The organism is Paenibacillus shunpengii (assembly GCF_042684905.1).
In the GTDB taxonomy this organism is placed as follows: Bacteria; Bacillota; Bacilli; order Paenibacillales; family Paenibacillaceae; genus Paenibacillus; species Paenibacillus shunpengii.
On sequence record NZ_JBHUMJ010000002.1, the window covers coordinates 651,054 to 666,873 of the forward strand.

The following is a 15,820-nucleotide window of genomic DNA, read 5'->3' on the forward strand; positions in this document are numbered from 1 at the left end:
TCAGCTCTCCTCCTTCTGTGATACTTGGCATTCTGCTGCAGGGACGTGAGGGGCGAGGCTCTCTATTGTAGGGTGGCGCATCGTTCCGCCGGGAGTCCATTCGAGAAAGGTAACACGTACGACCAGCTTGGGCTGTATCCACAGTGCCCCTTGATTTCTACCCGGTACATTGACAAAAGGCATCTGCTGTACACCCATGCTCAGCACTTGTTCGGTAAGGTTCCGCCAGTCCTGGACGGTAAATCTGCCGGTTCCGGCATGTCCGATATACTCCAGCTCTCCCTGTTCGTTATACAATCCAAGCAGAAGAGAATTAACGACCTTGTCCCTGAACGTAACGCCGCCAATAACGGCATACAAATCTCCGTTCTTCTTGCGTTTCTGCCACCGATTGTCTTTGCCTTCTAGCGCGTAGGTACTGTTCAGATCCTTGACGACGACACCTTCGAGCTGCTGTGCTTTGGCCGCTTCAAACAAGGCATTGCCATCCGGAAAATTCTGTACCAGCTGAACCTGCGGATGAGGCTTGATCATCTCAGCGAGCAGCTGCTGCCGCTCCGACAGCGGCCTATCCGTTACCCATACTCCATTGAGGTACAGAATATCGAAGACCATGTAGGTAACCGGAACACTCTTCAGGCCTTGCCGGATACTGCGCTCGCTTCGAAGACTGTCTCGTCTCATGATTTCATGAAAAGACGGCTTGCCCTCTCTGAAAGCAATCAGCTCTCCATCGAGGATAAAAGAAGAAGCGGATGAATAGACATCCGCTTGTGTGAATTCGGGATACTGCAGGGTTCGGTCATTCCGTTTGCGATTAATGAGCTTCACTTCATGCCCGTCATAATACGTTAGCATGCGGACACCGTCCCATTTCACCTGGGCAATCCAGGGAGGGCCGACAGGAAAGAGATTCGTTCGGATCGGTTCGAAAGGAATGACCGGCTTAAGTTCCATGCACCTGCTTCTCCTTTAATACTGAAATTATTTATGATTGATAGGTCAAACGAATGCCAATACCAAATGGATCGGTAACATAGCCTTCTGAATCCTGAGTAGTTACGTTATATCCGCCGGACTGAAGACGCAGCAGTGTATCTTCGAACGCTTCTTTACCCTCAAATACGATGGTGAAATAATCGATTCCTACCGCATCGTGAGGGGTAGCCGGAGCATTTTGACCCGCCCAAATATTAAGTCCGATATGATGGTGATACCCGCCAGCCGACACGAATACAGCCTGAAAGCGCGGATCATCCAGCACGATATCAAACCCGAGCAGCTTGTTGTAGAATTCGCGGGCTGCTGGGAGACTGGATATATGAAAGTGCACATGACCGATAACGGTGTCTGTAGGCAGTCCTGTGAACGGTTTGTCGCCCGCCAGCGCGAGCAGTCCGTGAACATCGACAGGATCGGTTCCCATAATATAATGATTGTTCGCATCGCGGCGCCATACACTTCGTGGCCGGTCAGCGTATATCTCAATGCCGTGCCCGTCCGGGTCATTAATATAGAGTGCTTCACTAACACTGTGATCGCCTTGCCCGATTTCAATTCCGCTGTCGATCAGGTGGCGAAGCGCAAGGCCCAGAGACTCACGGTCCGGCAGAAGAATTGCATAATGGTACAGTCCAGCGTGGCTTCTTGGGCGGATCTGCTTGGCGTCCGCTAGCTCTTCCAGTATGACAAGTGAGCGCACACCGTCACTGGTCAGTACAGCCTGATTCCCTTGTTGAGACAGCACCTTGAGTCCTACGACCCGTTCATAAAAATCAATAGAGCGTGTAAGCTCGCTGACGCGAAGCTTCACTTCACCGAGTGTCGTTGCGGGATGAATAGAGTATGTCATATTTGTATTTGCCTCCTTGATCATGTCCATAGATGGAGTAGTTAAAGAAACTAAAATTACTAACCTACACTAAGTTACTTTATGTAAGTTAGTATATAGTGTACCCTTGGACGCGTCAATGGCAACTGAATATCCCAGCACCCGAGTAATCTGCCTGTGGAACTGGAAACTGCTTTAAGCTCCGGTCTCTTTCTTTTTGGCGGCTTTTCGCTTTGTTGTCTTTGGCTTGACAACGGGTTCATCGCGATTGTTGTCTTCTGCGGAGGCGGCCTTTTTACGAGTCGTTCGTTTCTTGGCAGGCTTGGCCGATCCTGGATCGGTAACAATCGGCGGCTGCTGCTGCGTGGCCTCAATACTAGCTTGAAGCGCAGCCATAAGATCGACGACATTCGCTTCGGGCTTGGCTGGAGCAATCTTGTACTCTTCGCCAGCGACTTTATGATTAATGAGTTCAAGCAGTCTTTCACGATAATCGTCGGTATATTTCTCCGGGTCGAATGGCGTACTAAGCTGATCGATCAGCAGCTTGGCCATGTTCAGCTCTTTGTCGTTCACGGCAATATTCTCGGGCAGATTAGGCACCTGGGATACAGGGCGGATCTCATCAGGGTAGAAGATCGTTTCAATGGCAAGGCAATCCTCAAGCACCCGAATGGCGGCAAGGCTGCTCTTTGAACGGATGGAGATCTTGGCAATTCCGATCTTGCCCGTTTCCCGCATAGCCGTCATCAGTAGCTGGTACGCATTACCTCCGGACTGATCAGGAGATAAATAGTAGGTCTTCTGAAAATAAATCGGATCAATATCCGTTAGATTCACAAAATCCAGTATCGAAATGTTCTTATTGGCCTGCTCAGACAGCTGATCGAGCTCATCCTTCTCAAATAGCACGAATTTTCCCTTCTCGTATTCGTATCCCTTCGTAATCTCCTCCCATTTGACTTCAACCTCACAGGATGGACATTTACGAATATAGCTGAGCGGACTGCCGCATTCGGTATGAATGTATCGCATCGAAATATCCTTGTCCTCCGTAGCAGAGAACATTTTGACAGGGACGTGAACCAGTCCGAAGCTGATGGCTCCTTTCCAAACGGTATGCATGACGATCCCTCCTTCAAATAATCTGTAGCGTGATCTTTCTTCATATTATGGGCAAAAAAAGACGTTTGTAATCTTATTCATGGAACATGAAGAATGGCTTAGTCAGAGAAATGATGCATGATTGGTGCTCCATCCGGACATATTACGGATTAAAAAGGGTGAAGGAGAGAAGACATGTCCAGAACAAGTGATATGTACGAGCCGGGCAGAAGAGACAGGGAGAATGGAGATGCGGCTGGATCGGATCGATTCTGGGATGCACTCAGCGGCACGGATATGCTCGCAGCCGATATGGTGGACTGGGAAGAGGTCACCACGCCGGAAGCAAGAGATGAAGAGAGTATAGAAGAGACGGCATTTGACGTGGATCGTATGGTGAACGAAGGCCTGGGCGGTGGACAGGTCACTGACGACAATGGTTATATCGGAGACAGCACTTCAGATGCATTATTTGATGAGCATGAGCTGGAGATTAATAAGGAAGAAGGAGACTTATAACATGATGGATGCAAACCGTGCAAAAGCGATTTATGAAGCGAAGGAAAATATCTCGGTTAAGCTGGATGGTGAACAGCCTATATGGATTGAGCATGTGGATGTAGAAAACCAAATGGCAACCGTGCAGATCGGCAACAACCCGCTGGAGACGCATACGGTACGAGTGGATCGTTTGGTCGAGAGCTAATCATACGATAATGAATATGCACCCGGGGTCTATGGTACCCCGGGTTTTGTGTGTCTACCTTACCTTGCTTGGACAGATAGGGAACTATATAATGAGGTGAAGGATTTGCCCTGATAACTAGCGAATGGTTTGCTTACGATAGATCGAAAGAAGGTTAGCATATTGAAGTACGAGCATCAGGAGTGGGTGTACCACTCCAGTAGTGTACAGGATACGGAGCGGCTCGCTGCCCGTCTGGCCAAGCTCGCTGTGCCTGGCTCGGTTATCGCCCTTGATGGTGATCTGGGCGCAGGGAAGACGGCATTTTCCAAATATTTTGCACAGTATTTAGGTGTAGAGGGCGTTGTGAATAGTCCGACCTTTACATTGATTAAGGAATATGAAGGCAGACTTGCGTTATATCATATGGATGTCTACCGGATTACGCTTGACGAAGCCGAGGGACTCGGTCTGGATGAATATTTCTATGGCAGTGGAGTAAGCTTGATTGAATGGTCCAGCATTATCTCGGAGCTGCTGCCGGAGGCACATCTGCATATCCAGATGACGGTAACAGAGACGGGAGATCGTATCATTCGCTTGAATGGTTATGGCTCGCCGTACACGGATTGGTGCGAAGATTTGAAGAGAAGTGGAGTCGATTGAGGATGAAGGAAGAACGGAAGCCGCGTGAGCGGTTTTTGGCGTTGGATACGTCAACAGCGGTACTCGCTGCGGCATTAATGGAGAACGAGACGGTGCTCTCTGAGTCGAATTCACGTGCGGAGCGGAATCATGCCGTCCATGTGGTTCAGGCACTGGAGGATCTAATGAAAGAACAACATATAGAGCGATCTGAAATCGGCGGCATTGCCGTTGGGATCGGACCTGGTTCCTACACTGGTATTCGCATCGCTGTTACAGCGGCGAAGACGCTGGCTTGGGCATGGGATGTGCCTGTTGCAGCTGTGTCCAGTCTGGAGGCACTTGCTTGGGGAGGGCTCGGTTCCTTCAAGGGCAACAAGGGCATCGAATCAGCTGCAACAGATTCCGGAAATCCGGCCAAGTCAGAGCAGTCCAAATACTGGGTCGTTCCCCTGATGGATGCAAGAAGAGGACAGGCCTACACTGCATGGTTTGAAGGGTATGATGGTGATAAGCCGGTGCACCGGCTTGAAGAGGATGGCATTCGGCTGGTCGAGCCATGGACACAGAAGCTTGCTGCGCAGTATGAACAGACCGATGCTGCGGGCCGGCCTGCTGGCATTATTTTTGCAGGGGACGTGTCGCAGCACGAAGAGACGATCGAGAAGCTGAGAGAACGTTTGTCTTGCGAGCTTGTGTTGATGCCGTATGACATGGAAGGAAGATATGTGGGCAAGCTGGGTTCGCTGAAGCTTAAGGCAGGTCAACACGATGATGTGCATACGCTCATACCGAATTACACACAGCTTGCGGAAGCAGAAGCGAATCTTCTACGCAAAGGATGAAGGGAGTCGTACGTGGAGGCATGGAGAGCAAGGAGCAGACCGGGCGGTTAGAATTTAGATTCATGAAGCTGGAGGACATTCCAGATGTACTCGTCATAGAGCAAGAGTGTTTTACCCTGCCGTGGACGGAAACGGCGTTCGTGAATGAGCTGACACAGAATCATTTTGCAAAATATATGATCATGGAACTGGACGGTCAGGCTATCGGCTATTGCGGAATGTGGACCATCGTGGATGAGGCCCATATTACGAATATTGCGGTGAGGGAAGCCTTTCGTGGACGCAGGCTGGGCGAGAAGCTGCTCCATGAGATGATGAAGACGGCAGCTTACCTCGGCATGACGAGAATGACACTTGAAGTTCGGGTATCTAATACCGTAGCCCAGAACCTATATAAGAAAAAAGGATTCAAGCCATCAGGACTTCGTAAGGGGTATTATTCCGATAATAATGAAGATGCGCTGATCATGTGGGCGGACTTGCCTGCCAGCATCGATCATGGTTCTGATGGTAAAGAGGAAGGAAGTTTAAAGGATTCATGACACATTCATCCGATACATTACAATCCAGTTATATACTTGCAGTCGAGACCAGCTGTGATGAGACTTCGGTATCTGTCGTCAAGGACGGACGCGAGGTATTAGCAAATCTCATCTCCAGCCAGGTGGAGACGCACAAGGCATTTGGCGGTGTCGTTCCGGAGGTGGCATCCCGCAAGCATGTTGAGGTCATCACACTAATGATCGAAGAGGCGATTGCCGCTTCGGGAGTGAAGCCGCAGGATCTATCAGCCATTGCAGTCACTCAGGGACCAGGTCTTGTCGGGGCACTGCTCGTTGGTATTGTTGCCGCGAAGACACTGGCGATGGCACTCGGCAAGCCGCTCATTGCAACCCATCATATTGCGGGGCATATCTATGCCAATCGCTTGATCGAGGAGCTGCAGTATCCAGCTATGTCATTGGTGGTGTCCGGAGGACATACGGAGCTGGTTCATATGGAAGCGGAAGGGAAATTTGAAGTCATCGGCCGGACTCGGGACGATGCGGTAGGCGAAGCCTATGATAAGGTAGCGCGTGCACTAGGGTGTCCGTATCCGGGGGGTCCCCATGTGGATCGTATGGCGCATGAGGCGGATCACGCTGTGACCCTGCCTAGAGTATGGCTCGAGGCCGATTCCTATGACTTCAGCTTCAGCGGACTCAAATCCGCCGTGCTTAACGTGGTGAACCAGGCCTCTATGAAGAAGGAGACATTGGACCCGGCAGCGGTTGCCCGGGGATTCCAGGAATCCGTTGTGGAGGTGCTGGTCGAAAAAGCCATTCGAGCCGTGCGTGCCTACGGTTCGAAGCAGCTTCTGTTAAGCGGAGGCGTCGCTGCAAACCGCGGTCTTCGTAAGGCGCTGGAAGAACGCTGCGCCAAGGAAGGGATTCATCTGCTGATTCCACCGATGGAATATTGTACTGATAATGCCGCCATGATTGGCGCGGCAGCACATCTGAAATGGCAGCGAGGCGAGCTGGCCGGTCTTGATCTGCAGGCTCAGCCCGGACTGTCACTCGAAGCGTGGTCCGTTAAGTCGTAAGTGTGGTAAAGTTTATATAGAAGACAATAGAAGCTCGTCTCTCAATACAGACGAGCTTCTTTGCATTTGTCGAGGAATCATTTCACTCGCCAGGATATTGGTTTCTGTTATTTTTGGTCCAATGTATGTGACTACGATTTTTTTGTTGTTGAAGGGCGGAAAATAGCATGGAGGATTGTGAGTTACGGCGGAATTGGACGAGCATTAGCTAAGATAATAAGTAAGGAAGAATACAGCCAATAAACTAGCGAATTATAATAGCCACTTGCGTGTGCAATCACGCCATGTATTTTTTCTTATGTCGAAATTAAACACAGCAATTACTCAAAAGTCGTAAAATGTCAATATGTGCACAAAATTATCCACATATCCGGAAGATTTTGGGGATAAATAGCAAAAGTCGAAATTGGACGTGTTTTCGAAAATGAATGAAAATAACTTCATCCAACAACCATAAAATTGTGGATAGTGTGGACAATTTAGTGGATAATATTGGTTTTTTCTATAAAACACCTACCATAACGCCAAAAAAACAGCCTCATTGGCTGTTTCAATGGATATATTATCCACTTTTGTTGTGGATAATGTTGTTAATTATTGGAATGATGCAAATTGTGATCATAATTTGAAACCTTTTTTATTCGGCTAAAGCTTCCCATTCTTCATAAGCAGTGCTGAGATTCGACTTTAATGTCTCAATATGCTGTTGAATTTCCTGGAGCTTCATGTAATCCTGATACACTTCAGGCTTGGCCATTTCGGCCTGCTGCACTTCAATCTGCTCCTCAAGGGTTGCAATCTGTACCTCCAGGCTGTCCAGCTTCCGCTGCCGGTTTCTTTCCTCACGCTTCGCCTGCTTCTCCGCCTGGAAGGTGGCAGCTCCGGATTTCTCTGGTGTTATCTCTACCACGACGGTCTTATTGGCAGCCGCTTGCTGTTCAAGACGTTCCTGGGCAATCTCCTCAAGATCCTGTTTCTTCTGAACATAGTCATCATAATTTCCTAGGAAATGTTGTGTGCCGTCCGGATTCAATTCAATGATCTGCTCTGCCATCTTGTTCAGGAAGTAGCGGTCATGTGAGATGAACAGCAGGGTGCCTTCATAGTCGATCAGAGCAGACTCCAGCACTTCCTTGCTGAACAGATCCAGATGGTTCGTCGGCTCATCGAGAATGAGAACGTTGGATTCTTGCAGCATCAGCTTGGCAAGCGAGACACGTGCTTTTTCCCCGCCGCTCAAGGAGCTGATCTTCTTCGTCACATCATCTCCGCTGAACAGGAAATTACCAAGCACGGTCCGAATACGCGCCTCCTCCATGTGAGGATACTCGCTCCACAGCTCTTCAAGCACGGTATTTTGCGGATTAAGGCCGGTCTGCTCCTGATCGTAGTAGCCTACCTTAATCTTGGTGCCCCAGTTAATAGTCCCGGTTCGTGGATTCATCTGTCCGGTGAGACATTTCAGTAATGTAGATTTGCCAATTCCGTTCGGTCCGATGAGGGCAACTGTCTCGCCGCGGCGCAGATCAAATGCGGCATGCTCGAACAGCGGCTTACTCGGATCCTCGAAGCTTACCGAGAGGTCTCGAACCTGGAGCACCTCTTTGCCGGACATATAAGCGATGTCAAATGAGAAGTGTGCCTTCTTCAGCTCGCCCTGCGGACGATCCAGACGGTCCATTTTCTCCAGTGCCTTGCGCCGGCTCTGGGCTCTCTTGGTCGTAGATGCACGGACGATATTCCGCTGTACAAAAGCCTCCATCTTCGCGATTTCATCCTGCTGCTTCTCATATTGCTTCAGCTGAGACTCGTATTCTGCAGCTTTGATCTCCATATAGCGGCTGTAATTGCCTGTATATTTCTTGGAGCGATGACGTTCGATTTCGACGATGCTCGTTACCAGCCGGTCAAGAAAATACCGGTCATGTGATACGACGAGAAGTGCGCCGGAGTAACTGCGAAGATAGTCTTCGAGCCAGGTCAGTGTTTCGATATCCAGATGGTTCGTCGGCTCATCCAGCATGAGCAGATCCGGAGCCAGCAGCAGTATACGAGCCAGAGCAAGCCTGGTCTTCTGACCGCCGCTAAGTGTAGATATCTTCGTGTCCGCTGGAAATTCGCCAAATCCCATCCCGTGCAGCACGCTGCGAATCTTCGTTTCAATCTCGTAACCGCCCCGGTCCTTGAACCAATCGGAACGTCTGGCGTATCGCTCCATTAATTCTGCGTATTTCTTCTCGTCTTCCATATACTTCGGATCCGAGATCTGCTGCTCCATGCGCCGAAGCTCAGCTTCTGCTTCAATCAGATCCGCGAATACCTTGCGCATCTCCTCCCAGATCGTTCCGTCTGATTCAAGACCGCTGTTCTGAGCGAGATATCCGAGCGTGGTTTCCTTGGCTTTGAAGATCTGCCCGCCGTCGTAGGACATTTCTCCTGCGAGGATCTTCAGCAGTGTGGATTTGCCTGCGCCGTTGACACCGACGAGTCCGATGCGTTCACGCTCTAATATTTGTAGGCTGACACCTTCTAGAATACTGTCAATGCCGTATCTTTTAATAATTCCACTAGCCTGAAAAAGCATGATGGTTCCTCCGTTAATGTAATCTTCGTTCTGTAGCTGAATAGGGCTGTAAACATACTATTTCTAGTGTACATGAAAAAGGGAAGCTTTGCATCGCATAGAACAGGTTAAAACATTTAAGCACCGTGTTTTCTTCTGTTGATTCTCTCCTTGAGGCTTATAGTCTTTTCTTCGAATAGATGATAAACTAAAAAATGAAAAGAAAGCATGTAATCTATTTCATATTACTTGAAATGAACTTCAGCAGAATCATATGTATATCTCACTGAAATGATGAATTTGAACCTATATATAGACAAGCTGTACCGATTTGATCTATATATCCATTTGATCAGACCTGCTCAGGGGATTATGAAATGGATTTAAACTTTTTCATTCCATTTGATGAAGAATAGACTGGAAGGTGCGTAATCCAATGGAGATGGACCAACAGCAAGGCCGCAAGAAGCAGCTTCGTTCTAAGATGCATCAAATTCGAGATGCCCTATCCATTGACGTACGACTCCAAATCTCTGAGCAGCTCTGCCAACACGCGATTCATGAGATAGAGCAGCTGAGAGTACTTACGAATAAGGACAGACTGGTTATCTTCTCTTATATTGCATACCGCAGTGAAGCCGATACTGCCCCGATCCTTAAGTATGGTTTTGAGCAACAGGATATTGTTCTCGTTCCTAGAGTAAACGAGAATTCCTCTCTAATGGAGCTTCGGCGAATTCATGGGATGCAGGATGTTCAGCCTGGCAGATGGGGGATTCTAGAACCTGCTGCCAACACGGAGGTATGGGAACGAGAGCGATGGACAGACATCGATCTCGTTATCGTGCCGGGACTCGCCTATGATCTTCAAGGCGGCCGAATCGGATACGGTGGAGGCTATTACGACCGGTTCGCTGGAGAGGTTCGTGCCCGAATTCTTGCGTCCACGTTGTCTGGTAAGCAGGTGCCGGAGCAGATGACAGATCAGGTGACAGAGCCCGTATATGCAGGGCTTGTACTGCCTGGACAGCTGCTTCCGGCAGGAGAGATCCCCATGGAGCCGCAGGACTTCAGATTGAACCTGCTGTTCACGGAGCACGGCGTATTACATATACAATGAACGAAGGAAAGTGATGAGTCATGAATATGAATTCAGGAGAAGGACAGGCGGGGAACGGTTCATTTACGCATTTTAACGAGCAGGGCCGTGCACGCATGGTGGATATATCCGGGAAGGTGGTAACCGCGAGGACAGCCGTTGCCGAATCCAGGCTCACGATGGCAGAGACCACACTGCAGGCGATCAAGGAAGGCCGGATTGGTAAAGGCGATGTGCTCGCCGTAGCTCAGGTGGCTGGAATTCAGGGTGCGAAGAGAACCTCGGACTGGATTCCAATGTGTCATCCGCTTCCGCTCACAGGTGTGAATATCTCCTTCAGCGATAATGGCGTGAATGAATTGTATATTGAAGTAACGGTGAAGACAGAAGGAAAAACCGGTGTGGAGATGGAAGCTTTAACAGCAGCATCTGCTGCCGCACTGACCATATATGATATGTGTAAGGCATTACAGAAAGATATGGTGATCGGGCCTACACAGCTCGTATCCAAAACAGGCGGTAAAAACGGAGATTATTATTCCAAATAGGGGGAAGGGTGATCTTATGTTGTGGAAGACAGCGATCCTGACGGCAAGTGACAAAGGAGCGCGAGGAGAACGGGAAGATACAAGTGCACAGGTCATCCGTGAACTAGTGGAGGAAGAGCTCGGCGGAGAAATTATCGAGTATCGCATCGTCCCTGATGAGCCGGATGAGATCATTGCGGCGCTTATTGAAATGACCGATTATTTTCATGCGGACCTTGTCCTTACGACGGGCGGAACTGAGCTTGCAATAAGGGATGTCACGCCAGAAGCGACACGTAGAATCATAGACCGTGAAGTTCCAGGAATGGCGGAAGCGATGCGGAGTACGGTCCTCCAGAAGAATCGGGCAGCCATGCTGTTCAGAGGGATCGTCGGTATTCGCGGGAGAACGCTGATTGTGAATCTGCCGGGTACACCGAAGGGGGTTCATGAGAATCTCGCTGCGATTATGGATCAGCTTCCTGAAGCGCTGCTAATGGTCACAGGACAATTCAGACAACCAGATTTATAGTACAAATAGGACGTATGGCTGAATAAGCTCATTTTTCTAGATTGTTGAGATATGGTCTATGTATGTGTTTGCATTTATGATATGATTCAAATCAGATAGACTTGGATTTTATTGGATACATATCCATACACAAGAAGGAGGAGCAGGAATGCCGAATATCGGACCTACAGGCTTTATTCTCATCGTCGTTGTTGCTTTGCTGCTGTTTGGACCTAATAAGCTGCCTGAGCTTGGACGGGCAGTGGGCAGAACCTTCCGGGAATTCAAGAATGGCGCACAGGAGATTATGTCGGATGACAGTTCTTCTTCCAGGAAGGAATCTGGCACAGCAGCATCGAAGATAGAGGAGACGAAGGCAACTACGGTGGAGGACAAGCGTCTGCCGGAATAACGTGCCCATGACACTTTTTATGTACACAGAATGAAGCAGCACCCCTTCTCTTTTAGAAGGGTTTTGTTTTTTCTATCATGTGAGAGCAGAGAGGGAGTGTATTCAAGATGTCGGAACTCAAAGAGGGAATGTCGCTGGTAGATCACCTGGGGGAGCTTAGAAGACGTCTTGTTGCGGTGCTGGCCGTTTTTGTCCTGGGACTGGTGGGTGGTTTCTTTGTCAGTGATCCGATCTACACGTATTTAACGCAAGAGGGGCCGATCGCAAGTTATGATATTGAGCTTCATGCTTTGACCTTATGGGATGGACTTAGTATGTATATGAAGATTGCGCTGCTCTTTTCATTAATCGTTACGCTTCCCTTCACAGCCTATCAGGTGTGGAAATTTGTTAGTCCCGGTCTTAAGCCTCATGAACAGAAAGCCACGCTCCGCTACATTCCTTACGTCTTCTTACTGTTTCTTGTGGGGATCGCGTTCTCCTATTTCGTTGTCTTTCCCATGGCCGTAGGCTTTACCAATAAGATCAATGTCAGCTTGGGCCTGGTAGAAACGTACGGTATGGCACAGTTCTTCACATTTATGTTCAATCTGATCCTTCCTATATCGCTGCTGTTCGAGCTGCCCGTCATCGTCATGTTCCTGACAAAACTAAGAATTATTAATCCACTTCGGCTCAAGAAAATGCGCAAAATTTCATACTTCGTGCTGGTCGTCATCGCTGTATTCGTTACTCCGCCTGATTTTATCTCGGATGTTATTGTGATTATTCCTCTGATTCTTCTTTATGAATTCAGTGTGTTCTTATCTGCAGTCGTCTACCGCAAGCAGCTCGAAGAGAAGGAAGAGTATGAAGCGAGATATGTGAAGCTGGATTCGGGTGAGAAAGCTTAATTCTCCGGGCATATTTTAGACAGCGATGGATAGAATGGTAGAGGGCTTGCCAGCGGATGGACAAAACTTCATCTGAATTTGTTTAAAAGGACTTGAAATCAGTCTCTAATTTCAGTATCATGAAATTGGTTGTTAGCACTGACGACTGTCGAGTGCTAATAGTAAGTGCAGCAACCGTAACATATGTAACAATATCAATTAAGGAGGCTATTTTTCATGATCAGACCTTTAGGTGAACGCGTATTGGTAGAACCGATCGAACAAGAACAAACAACAGCTCTAGGAATCGTACTTCCGGATTCTGCTAAGGAAAAACCGCAAGAGGGCAAAATTATTGCTGTTGGCGCTGGAAGCTTGAAAGATGGAGTTCGTGTTCCTCTTGAAGTAAAAGAAGGCGACCGCGTAATCTTCTCCAAATATGCTGGCACAGAGATCAAATATGAAGGTAAAGAATATTTGATTATGAAAGAAAGCGACATTCACGCCATTCTTGGTTAATACAAGGGATCGTGAATAAGTTTGAATTCAGCAGCTTACTCGTAGTATTCGGTATTTGAACTTACACTTAATATGACCGCTCTTACGCGGCTGTACTTAGAATATGGTATATACATTATTAGGGAGGTTTTTCACCAATGGCAAAAGATATTAAATTCAGTGAAGACGCTCGCCGTTCCATGCTTCGTGGTGTGGACGCTTTGGCTAATGCAGTAAAAGTAACGCTCGGACCAAAAGGACGCAACGTCGTTCTTGAGAAAAAATTCGGCAGCCCGCTCATCACAAATGACGGTGTAACGATTGCAAAAGAAATCGAGCTGGAAGATGCATTTGAGAACATGGGTGCTCAGCTGGTTAAAGAAGTTGCAACCAAAACCAACGATGTAGCTGGTGACGGTACAACGACGGCAACTGTACTTGCTCAAGCTCTGATTACAGAAGGTCTGAAGAACGTAACTGCGGGCGCTAGCCCAATCGGTATCCGTAAAGGGATCGACAAAGCGGTTCGTGCAGCAGTAGAAGAACTGCGCAGCATCTCCAAGCCGGTGGAGAACAAGCAATCCATCGCTCAAGTTGCGGCAATCTCCGCAGCTGACGAAGAAGTAGGCGAACTGATCGCTGAAGCTATGGAAAAAGTGGGTAACGACGGTGTTATCACTGTTGAAGAATCCCGTGGATTCGAAACAGAGCTTGAAGTGGTTGAAGGTATGCAGTTCGACCGCGGATACATTTCTCCGTACATGATTACAGACACTGACAAAATGGAAGCTGTCCTCGACAATCCTTACATTTTGATCACTGACAAGAAGATCACAAACACGCAAGAAATCTTGCCTGTACTTGAGAAGATCGTTCAACAATCCAAACCACTTCTCTTGATCGCAGAAGACATCGAAGGCGAAGCGCAAGCGATGCTGATCGTGAACAAACTGCGCGGTACATTCAATGCAGTAGCAGTTAAAGCTCCTGGATTTGGTGACCGTCGTAAAGCCATGCTGCAAGATATCGCTGCTCTGACTGGCGGCCAAGTGATCACAGAAGAACTGGGTCTTGACCTGAAAACAGCTTCTATCGATCAACTGGGTACAGCTCGTCAAGTACGTGTGACTAAAGAAAACACAATCATCGTTGACGGTGCAGGAAGCAAAGAAGACATCGATGCACGTGTTAAACAAATTCGTTCCCAATTGGAAGAAACGACTTCCGAATTCGATAAAGAGAAATTGCAAGAGCGTCTGGCTAAACTGGCTGGCGGCGTAGCTGTTATCAAAGTCGGTGCAGCAACAGAAACTGAGCTCAAAGAGCGTAAACTGCGTATCGAAGATGCGCTGAACGCAACTCGCGCGGCAGTTGAAGAAGGTATCGTATCTGGTGGTGGTACTGCCCTAGTTAACGTATACGGCGCTGTATCCGCGGTTGCTGATCAATTGCAAGGTGACGAGCAAACAGGTGTGAACATCGTGCTTCGCGCGCTTGAAGCTCCAATCCGTACAATCGCTGCAAACGCAGGTGAAGAAGGTTCCGTAATCGTGGACCGTCTGAAACGCGAAGAAGTTGGCGTAGGCTACAACGCAGCTAACGGCGAGTGGGTAAACATGATCGACGCTGGTATCGTTGACCCTGCCAAAGTAACTCGTTACGCACTGCAAAACGCAGCTTCCGTAGCAGCGATGTTCTTGACGACTGAAGCGGTTATCGCTGATAAGCCAGAACCAGCAGCTCCTGCAGCTCCAGACATGGGCGGCATGGGTGGAATGGGCGGCATGATGTAATAAGGGCCTTGAAGCCTTGATTTATAAGGGTTTGTGAATGTGGGGAAGGCCATTTTCCACTTAAGGTAGTAAAAAATTAGAGACCTTTCATTAGTTGAGCAAACTTTTGAGAGGTCTCTTTTTTCATTTTTTCAGTAACGTGGCGATAAGTGTTCCTTGTAGTATCGTCTTCCGTGTGACCCAATCTTTCCATAATGTCTTCCAATACGACTCCTGCTTCTGCAAGCAAGGAGGTATGTGTATGACGATATCCTCTACAACAATGGTAGGAACAGAACCCATTGTTTTCGGTGTGCCTAATTCGAACTGCATGGTATTATTCCTTGGATTGTAGTACGTTTTGACAATTCTAATGCTGCTTTTCCTGAAATCAATATCTGACCACTGAAGTGACACTATTTCATCGACGCGCATTCCTGTGTAGGCCAGGACTAGGAAGATTAAATAATCCATCTCCAATCCTTTTTTGTCGGATGTATCGAGGAATAATGCGAGCTCTTCTTTTTCCATGTACTTTGGAACTTCAGGCTCCTTTAATTCTTCGAGGGTCTTTTCTAATTAGATCTTTTTCAATCGCCTTTTTGAAAATCATACGTCCCGTGCGATGTACCCCATCCACTGTGTTACCAGTGTAACTTTTCTTTAAAGCATATAAAGCCTGTATGTACATTTCTGCTTTCCTCGATATACGCTCCATGTCTTACCTCATACAAAAGTTCATTGGTTACGTCATGAGCTTCCTCTTGTGTTTGAAAGCCACTTCTTTGTTTTTGTCTTCTTTCCCCTCATACTGGATCTGGGCCTAAGTCTACTGTAAAGGCATACTTAGCACCGCACGTGCATTTTTTCT

Annotated in this window: 18 protein-coding genes and 2 pseudogenes; 13 read left to right on the forward strand and 7 right to left on the reverse strand. The window is 48.1% G+C overall.

The window, feature by feature from the left end; translation table 11 throughout:
- From ACFSVM_RS02840 to ku, 3 genes are all read right to left on the reverse strand, one after another.
- Window positions 1-957 (reverse strand): ATP-dependent DNA ligase, encoded by a 957-nt coding sequence (locus tag ACFSVM_RS02840; RefSeq protein ID WP_379260310.1) that lies wholly within the window; start codon window positions 955-957, stop codon window positions 1-3.
- Between the two features lie 31 nt (window positions 958-988).
- Complete coding sequence (locus tag ACFSVM_RS02845; protein ID WP_379260312.1) at window positions 989-1,852, reverse strand: VOC family protein; 864 nt, start codon at window positions 1,850-1,852, stop codon at window positions 989-991.
- 174 nt (window positions 1,853-2,026) lie between these two features.
- A complete protein-coding gene (gene ku / locus ACFSVM_RS02850; protein ID WP_379260314.1) occupies window positions 2,027-2,956 on the reverse strand; it encodes a non-homologous end joining protein Ku in 930 nt (309 codons plus the stop codon).
- Between the two features lie 174 nt (window positions 2,957-3,130).
- Here ku and ACFSVM_RS02855 point away from each other — a divergent pair, with 174 nt between their 5' ends.
- The 6 genes from ACFSVM_RS02855 to tsaD all read left to right on the forward strand — a co-directional run bounded on the left by ACFSVM_RS02855 (window position 3,131) and on the right by tsaD (window position 6,695).
- A complete protein-coding gene (locus ACFSVM_RS02855) occupies window positions 3,131-3,454 on the forward strand; it encodes a hypothetical protein (protein ID WP_379260316.1) in 324 nt (107 codons plus the stop codon).
- A gap of 1 nt (window position 3,455) precedes the next feature.
- The gene (locus ACFSVM_RS02860) at window positions 3,456-3,641 is read left to right on the forward strand and encodes an H-type small acid-soluble spore protein (RefSeq protein WP_370510356.1); all 186 of its coding nucleotides are present in this window, start codon (window positions 3,456-3,458) and stop codon (window positions 3,639-3,641) included.
- 162 nt (window positions 3,642-3,803) lie between these two features.
- The gene (tsaE, locus tag ACFSVM_RS02865) at window positions 3,804-4,286 is read left to right on the forward strand and encodes a tRNA (adenosine(37)-N6)-threonylcarbamoyltransferase complex ATPase subunit type 1 TsaE (protein WP_090726077.1); all 483 of its coding nucleotides are present in this window, start codon (window positions 3,804-3,806) and stop codon (window positions 4,284-4,286) included.
- A 2-nt stretch (window positions 4,287-4,288) separates the two neighbouring features.
- Window positions 4,289-5,110 (forward strand): tRNA (adenosine(37)-N6)-threonylcarbamoyltransferase complex dimerization subunit type 1 TsaB, encoded by an 822-nt coding sequence (gene tsaB / locus ACFSVM_RS02870; RefSeq protein ID WP_379260318.1) that lies wholly within the window; start codon window positions 4,289-4,291, stop codon window positions 5,108-5,110.
- A gap of 20 nt (window positions 5,111-5,130) precedes the next feature.
- On the forward strand, window positions 5,131-5,652 hold the full coding sequence (gene rimI / locus ACFSVM_RS02875) for a ribosomal protein S18-alanine N-acetyltransferase (RefSeq protein ID WP_379260320.1): 522 nt from the start codon (window positions 5,131-5,133) through the stop codon (window positions 5,650-5,652).
- Window positions 5,649-6,695 carry a tRNA (adenosine(37)-N6)-threonylcarbamoyltransferase complex transferase subunit TsaD gene (gene tsaD, locus ACFSVM_RS02880; RefSeq protein ID WP_076312009.1) on the forward strand — a complete coding sequence of 349 codons (1,047 nt, stop codon included), beginning with the start codon at window positions 5,649-5,651 and terminating at the stop codon, window positions 6,693-6,695. The genes rimI and tsaD overlap by 4 nt, the downstream gene beginning before the upstream one ends.
- A 637-nt stretch (window positions 6,696-7,332) precedes the next feature.
- Here tsaD and ACFSVM_RS02885 read toward each other — a convergent pair.
- The gene (locus ACFSVM_RS02885) at window positions 7,333-9,279 is read right to left on the reverse strand and encodes an ABC-F family ATP-binding cassette domain-containing protein (protein WP_379260322.1); all 1,947 of its coding nucleotides are present in this window, start codon (window positions 9,277-9,279) and stop codon (window positions 7,333-7,335) included.
- A 415-nt stretch (window positions 9,280-9,694) separates the two neighbouring features.
- On the opposite strand from ACFSVM_RS02885, the gene ACFSVM_RS02890 reads away from it, so the two are divergent.
- The 7 genes from ACFSVM_RS02890 to groL all read left to right on the forward strand — a co-directional run bounded on the left by ACFSVM_RS02890 (window position 9,695) and on the right by groL (window position 14,970).
- Window positions 9,695-10,378, forward strand: a complete 684-nt coding sequence (locus ACFSVM_RS02890; RefSeq protein ID WP_083655762.1) for a 5-formyltetrahydrofolate cyclo-ligase — start codon at window positions 9,695-9,697, stop codon at window positions 10,376-10,378.
- A gap of 20 nt (window positions 10,379-10,398) precedes the next feature.
- Window positions 10,399-10,905 (forward strand): cyclic pyranopterin monophosphate synthase MoaC, encoded by a 507-nt coding sequence (gene moaC / locus ACFSVM_RS02895; protein ID WP_379260325.1) that lies wholly within the window; start codon window positions 10,399-10,401, stop codon window positions 10,903-10,905.
- Window positions 10,906-10,921: 16 nt separating this feature from the next.
- Window positions 10,922-11,416, forward strand: a complete 495-nt coding sequence (locus tag ACFSVM_RS02900; RefSeq protein WP_047912169.1) for a MogA/MoaB family molybdenum cofactor biosynthesis protein — start codon at window positions 10,922-10,924, stop codon at window positions 11,414-11,416.
- Window positions 11,417-11,564: 148 nt separating this feature from the next.
- Window positions 11,565-11,807 carry a twin-arginine translocase TatA/TatE family subunit gene (locus ACFSVM_RS02905; protein WP_076312006.1) on the forward strand — a complete coding sequence of 81 codons (243 nt, stop codon included), beginning with the start codon at window positions 11,565-11,567 and terminating at the stop codon, window positions 11,805-11,807.
- 107 nt (window positions 11,808-11,914) lie between these two features.
- Entirely contained in the window at window positions 11,915-12,700 is a 786-nt protein-coding gene (tatC, locus tag ACFSVM_RS02910) for a twin-arginine translocase subunit TatC (RefSeq protein ID WP_076312005.1), read from the forward strand.
- Between the two features lie 216 nt (window positions 12,701-12,916).
- The gene (groES, locus tag ACFSVM_RS02915; RefSeq protein ID WP_047912166.1) at window positions 12,917-13,198 is read left to right on the forward strand and encodes a co-chaperone GroES; all 282 of its coding nucleotides are present in this window, start codon (window positions 12,917-12,919) and stop codon (window positions 13,196-13,198) included.
- Between the two features lie 137 nt (window positions 13,199-13,335).
- The gene (groL, locus tag ACFSVM_RS02920; RefSeq protein ID WP_076312004.1) at window positions 13,336-14,970 is read left to right on the forward strand and encodes a chaperonin GroEL; all 1,635 of its coding nucleotides are present in this window, start codon (window positions 13,336-13,338) and stop codon (window positions 14,968-14,970) included.
- 76 nt (window positions 14,971-15,046) lie between these two features.
- On the opposite strand, the gene ACFSVM_RS02925 is transcribed toward groL, so the two are convergent.
- The 3 genes and pseudogenes from ACFSVM_RS02925 to ACFSVM_RS02935 all read right to left on the reverse strand — a co-directional run.
- Window positions 15,047-15,199, reverse strand: coding sequence for a hypothetical protein (locus ACFSVM_RS02925; protein ID WP_379260329.1), 153 nt, complete (start codon window positions 15,197-15,199; stop codon window positions 15,047-15,049).
- A 152-nt stretch (window positions 15,200-15,351) separates the two neighbouring features.
- A pseudogene (locus tag ACFSVM_RS02930) lies at window positions 15,352-15,480 on the reverse strand (site-specific integrase); the annotation flags it as partial.
- Window positions 15,481-15,593: 113 nt separating this feature from the next.
- Window positions 15,594-15,719, reverse strand: a pseudogene (locus tag ACFSVM_RS02935) (hypothetical protein); the annotation flags it as partial.
- Between the last annotated feature and the right edge of the window lie 101 nt (window positions 15,720-15,820).

Excerpts from the sequence above, each read along its gene's own strand:
- ACFSVM_RS02840 (WP_379260310.1), bottom strand. The coding sequence starts at position 957 with ATGGAACTTAAGCCGGTCATTCCTTTCGAACCGATCCGAACGAATCTC.
- ACFSVM_RS02845 (WP_379260312.1), bottom strand. The coding sequence starts at position 1,852 with ATGACATACTCTATTCATCCCGCAACGACACTCGGTGAAGTGAAGCTT.
- ku (WP_379260314.1), bottom strand. The coding sequence starts at position 2,956 with ATGCATACCGTTTGGAAAGGAGCCATCAGCTTCGGACTGGTTCACGTC.
- ACFSVM_RS02855 (WP_379260316.1), top strand. The coding sequence starts at position 3,131 with ATGTCCAGAACAAGTGATATGTACGAGCCGGGCAGAAGAGACAGGGAG.
- ACFSVM_RS02860 (WP_370510356.1), top strand. The coding sequence starts at position 3,456 with ATGATGGATGCAAACCGTGCAAAAGCGATTTATGAAGCGAAGGAAAAT.
- tsaB (WP_379260318.1), top strand. The coding sequence starts at position 4,289 with ATGAAGGAAGAACGGAAGCCGCGTGAGCGGTTTTTGGCGTTGGATACG.
- rimI (WP_379260320.1), top strand. The coding sequence starts at position 5,131 with ATGGAGAGCAAGGAGCAGACCGGGCGGTTAGAATTTAGATTCATGAAG.
- tsaD (WP_076312009.1), top strand. The coding sequence starts at position 5,649 with ATGACACATTCATCCGATACATTACAATCCAGTTATATACTTGCAGTC.
- ACFSVM_RS02885 (WP_379260322.1), bottom strand. The coding sequence starts at position 9,279 with ATGCTTTTTCAGGCTAGTGGAATTATTAAAAGATACGGCATTGACAGT.
- ACFSVM_RS02890 (WP_083655762.1), top strand. The coding sequence starts at position 9,695 with ATGGAGATGGACCAACAGCAAGGCCGCAAGAAGCAGCTTCGTTCTAAG.
- moaC (WP_379260325.1), top strand. The coding sequence starts at position 10,399 with ATGAATATGAATTCAGGAGAAGGACAGGCGGGGAACGGTTCATTTACG.
- ACFSVM_RS02900 (WP_047912169.1), top strand. The coding sequence starts at position 10,922 with ATGTTGTGGAAGACAGCGATCCTGACGGCAAGTGACAAAGGAGCGCGA.
- ACFSVM_RS02905 (WP_076312006.1), top strand. The coding sequence starts at position 11,565 with ATGCCGAATATCGGACCTACAGGCTTTATTCTCATCGTCGTTGTTGCT.
- tatC (WP_076312005.1), top strand. The coding sequence starts at position 11,915 with ATGTCGGAACTCAAAGAGGGAATGTCGCTGGTAGATCACCTGGGGGAG.
- groES (WP_047912166.1), top strand. The coding sequence starts at position 12,917 with ATGATCAGACCTTTAGGTGAACGCGTATTGGTAGAACCGATCGAACAA.
- groL (WP_076312004.1), top strand. The coding sequence starts at position 13,336 with ATGGCAAAAGATATTAAATTCAGTGAAGACGCTCGCCGTTCCATGCTT.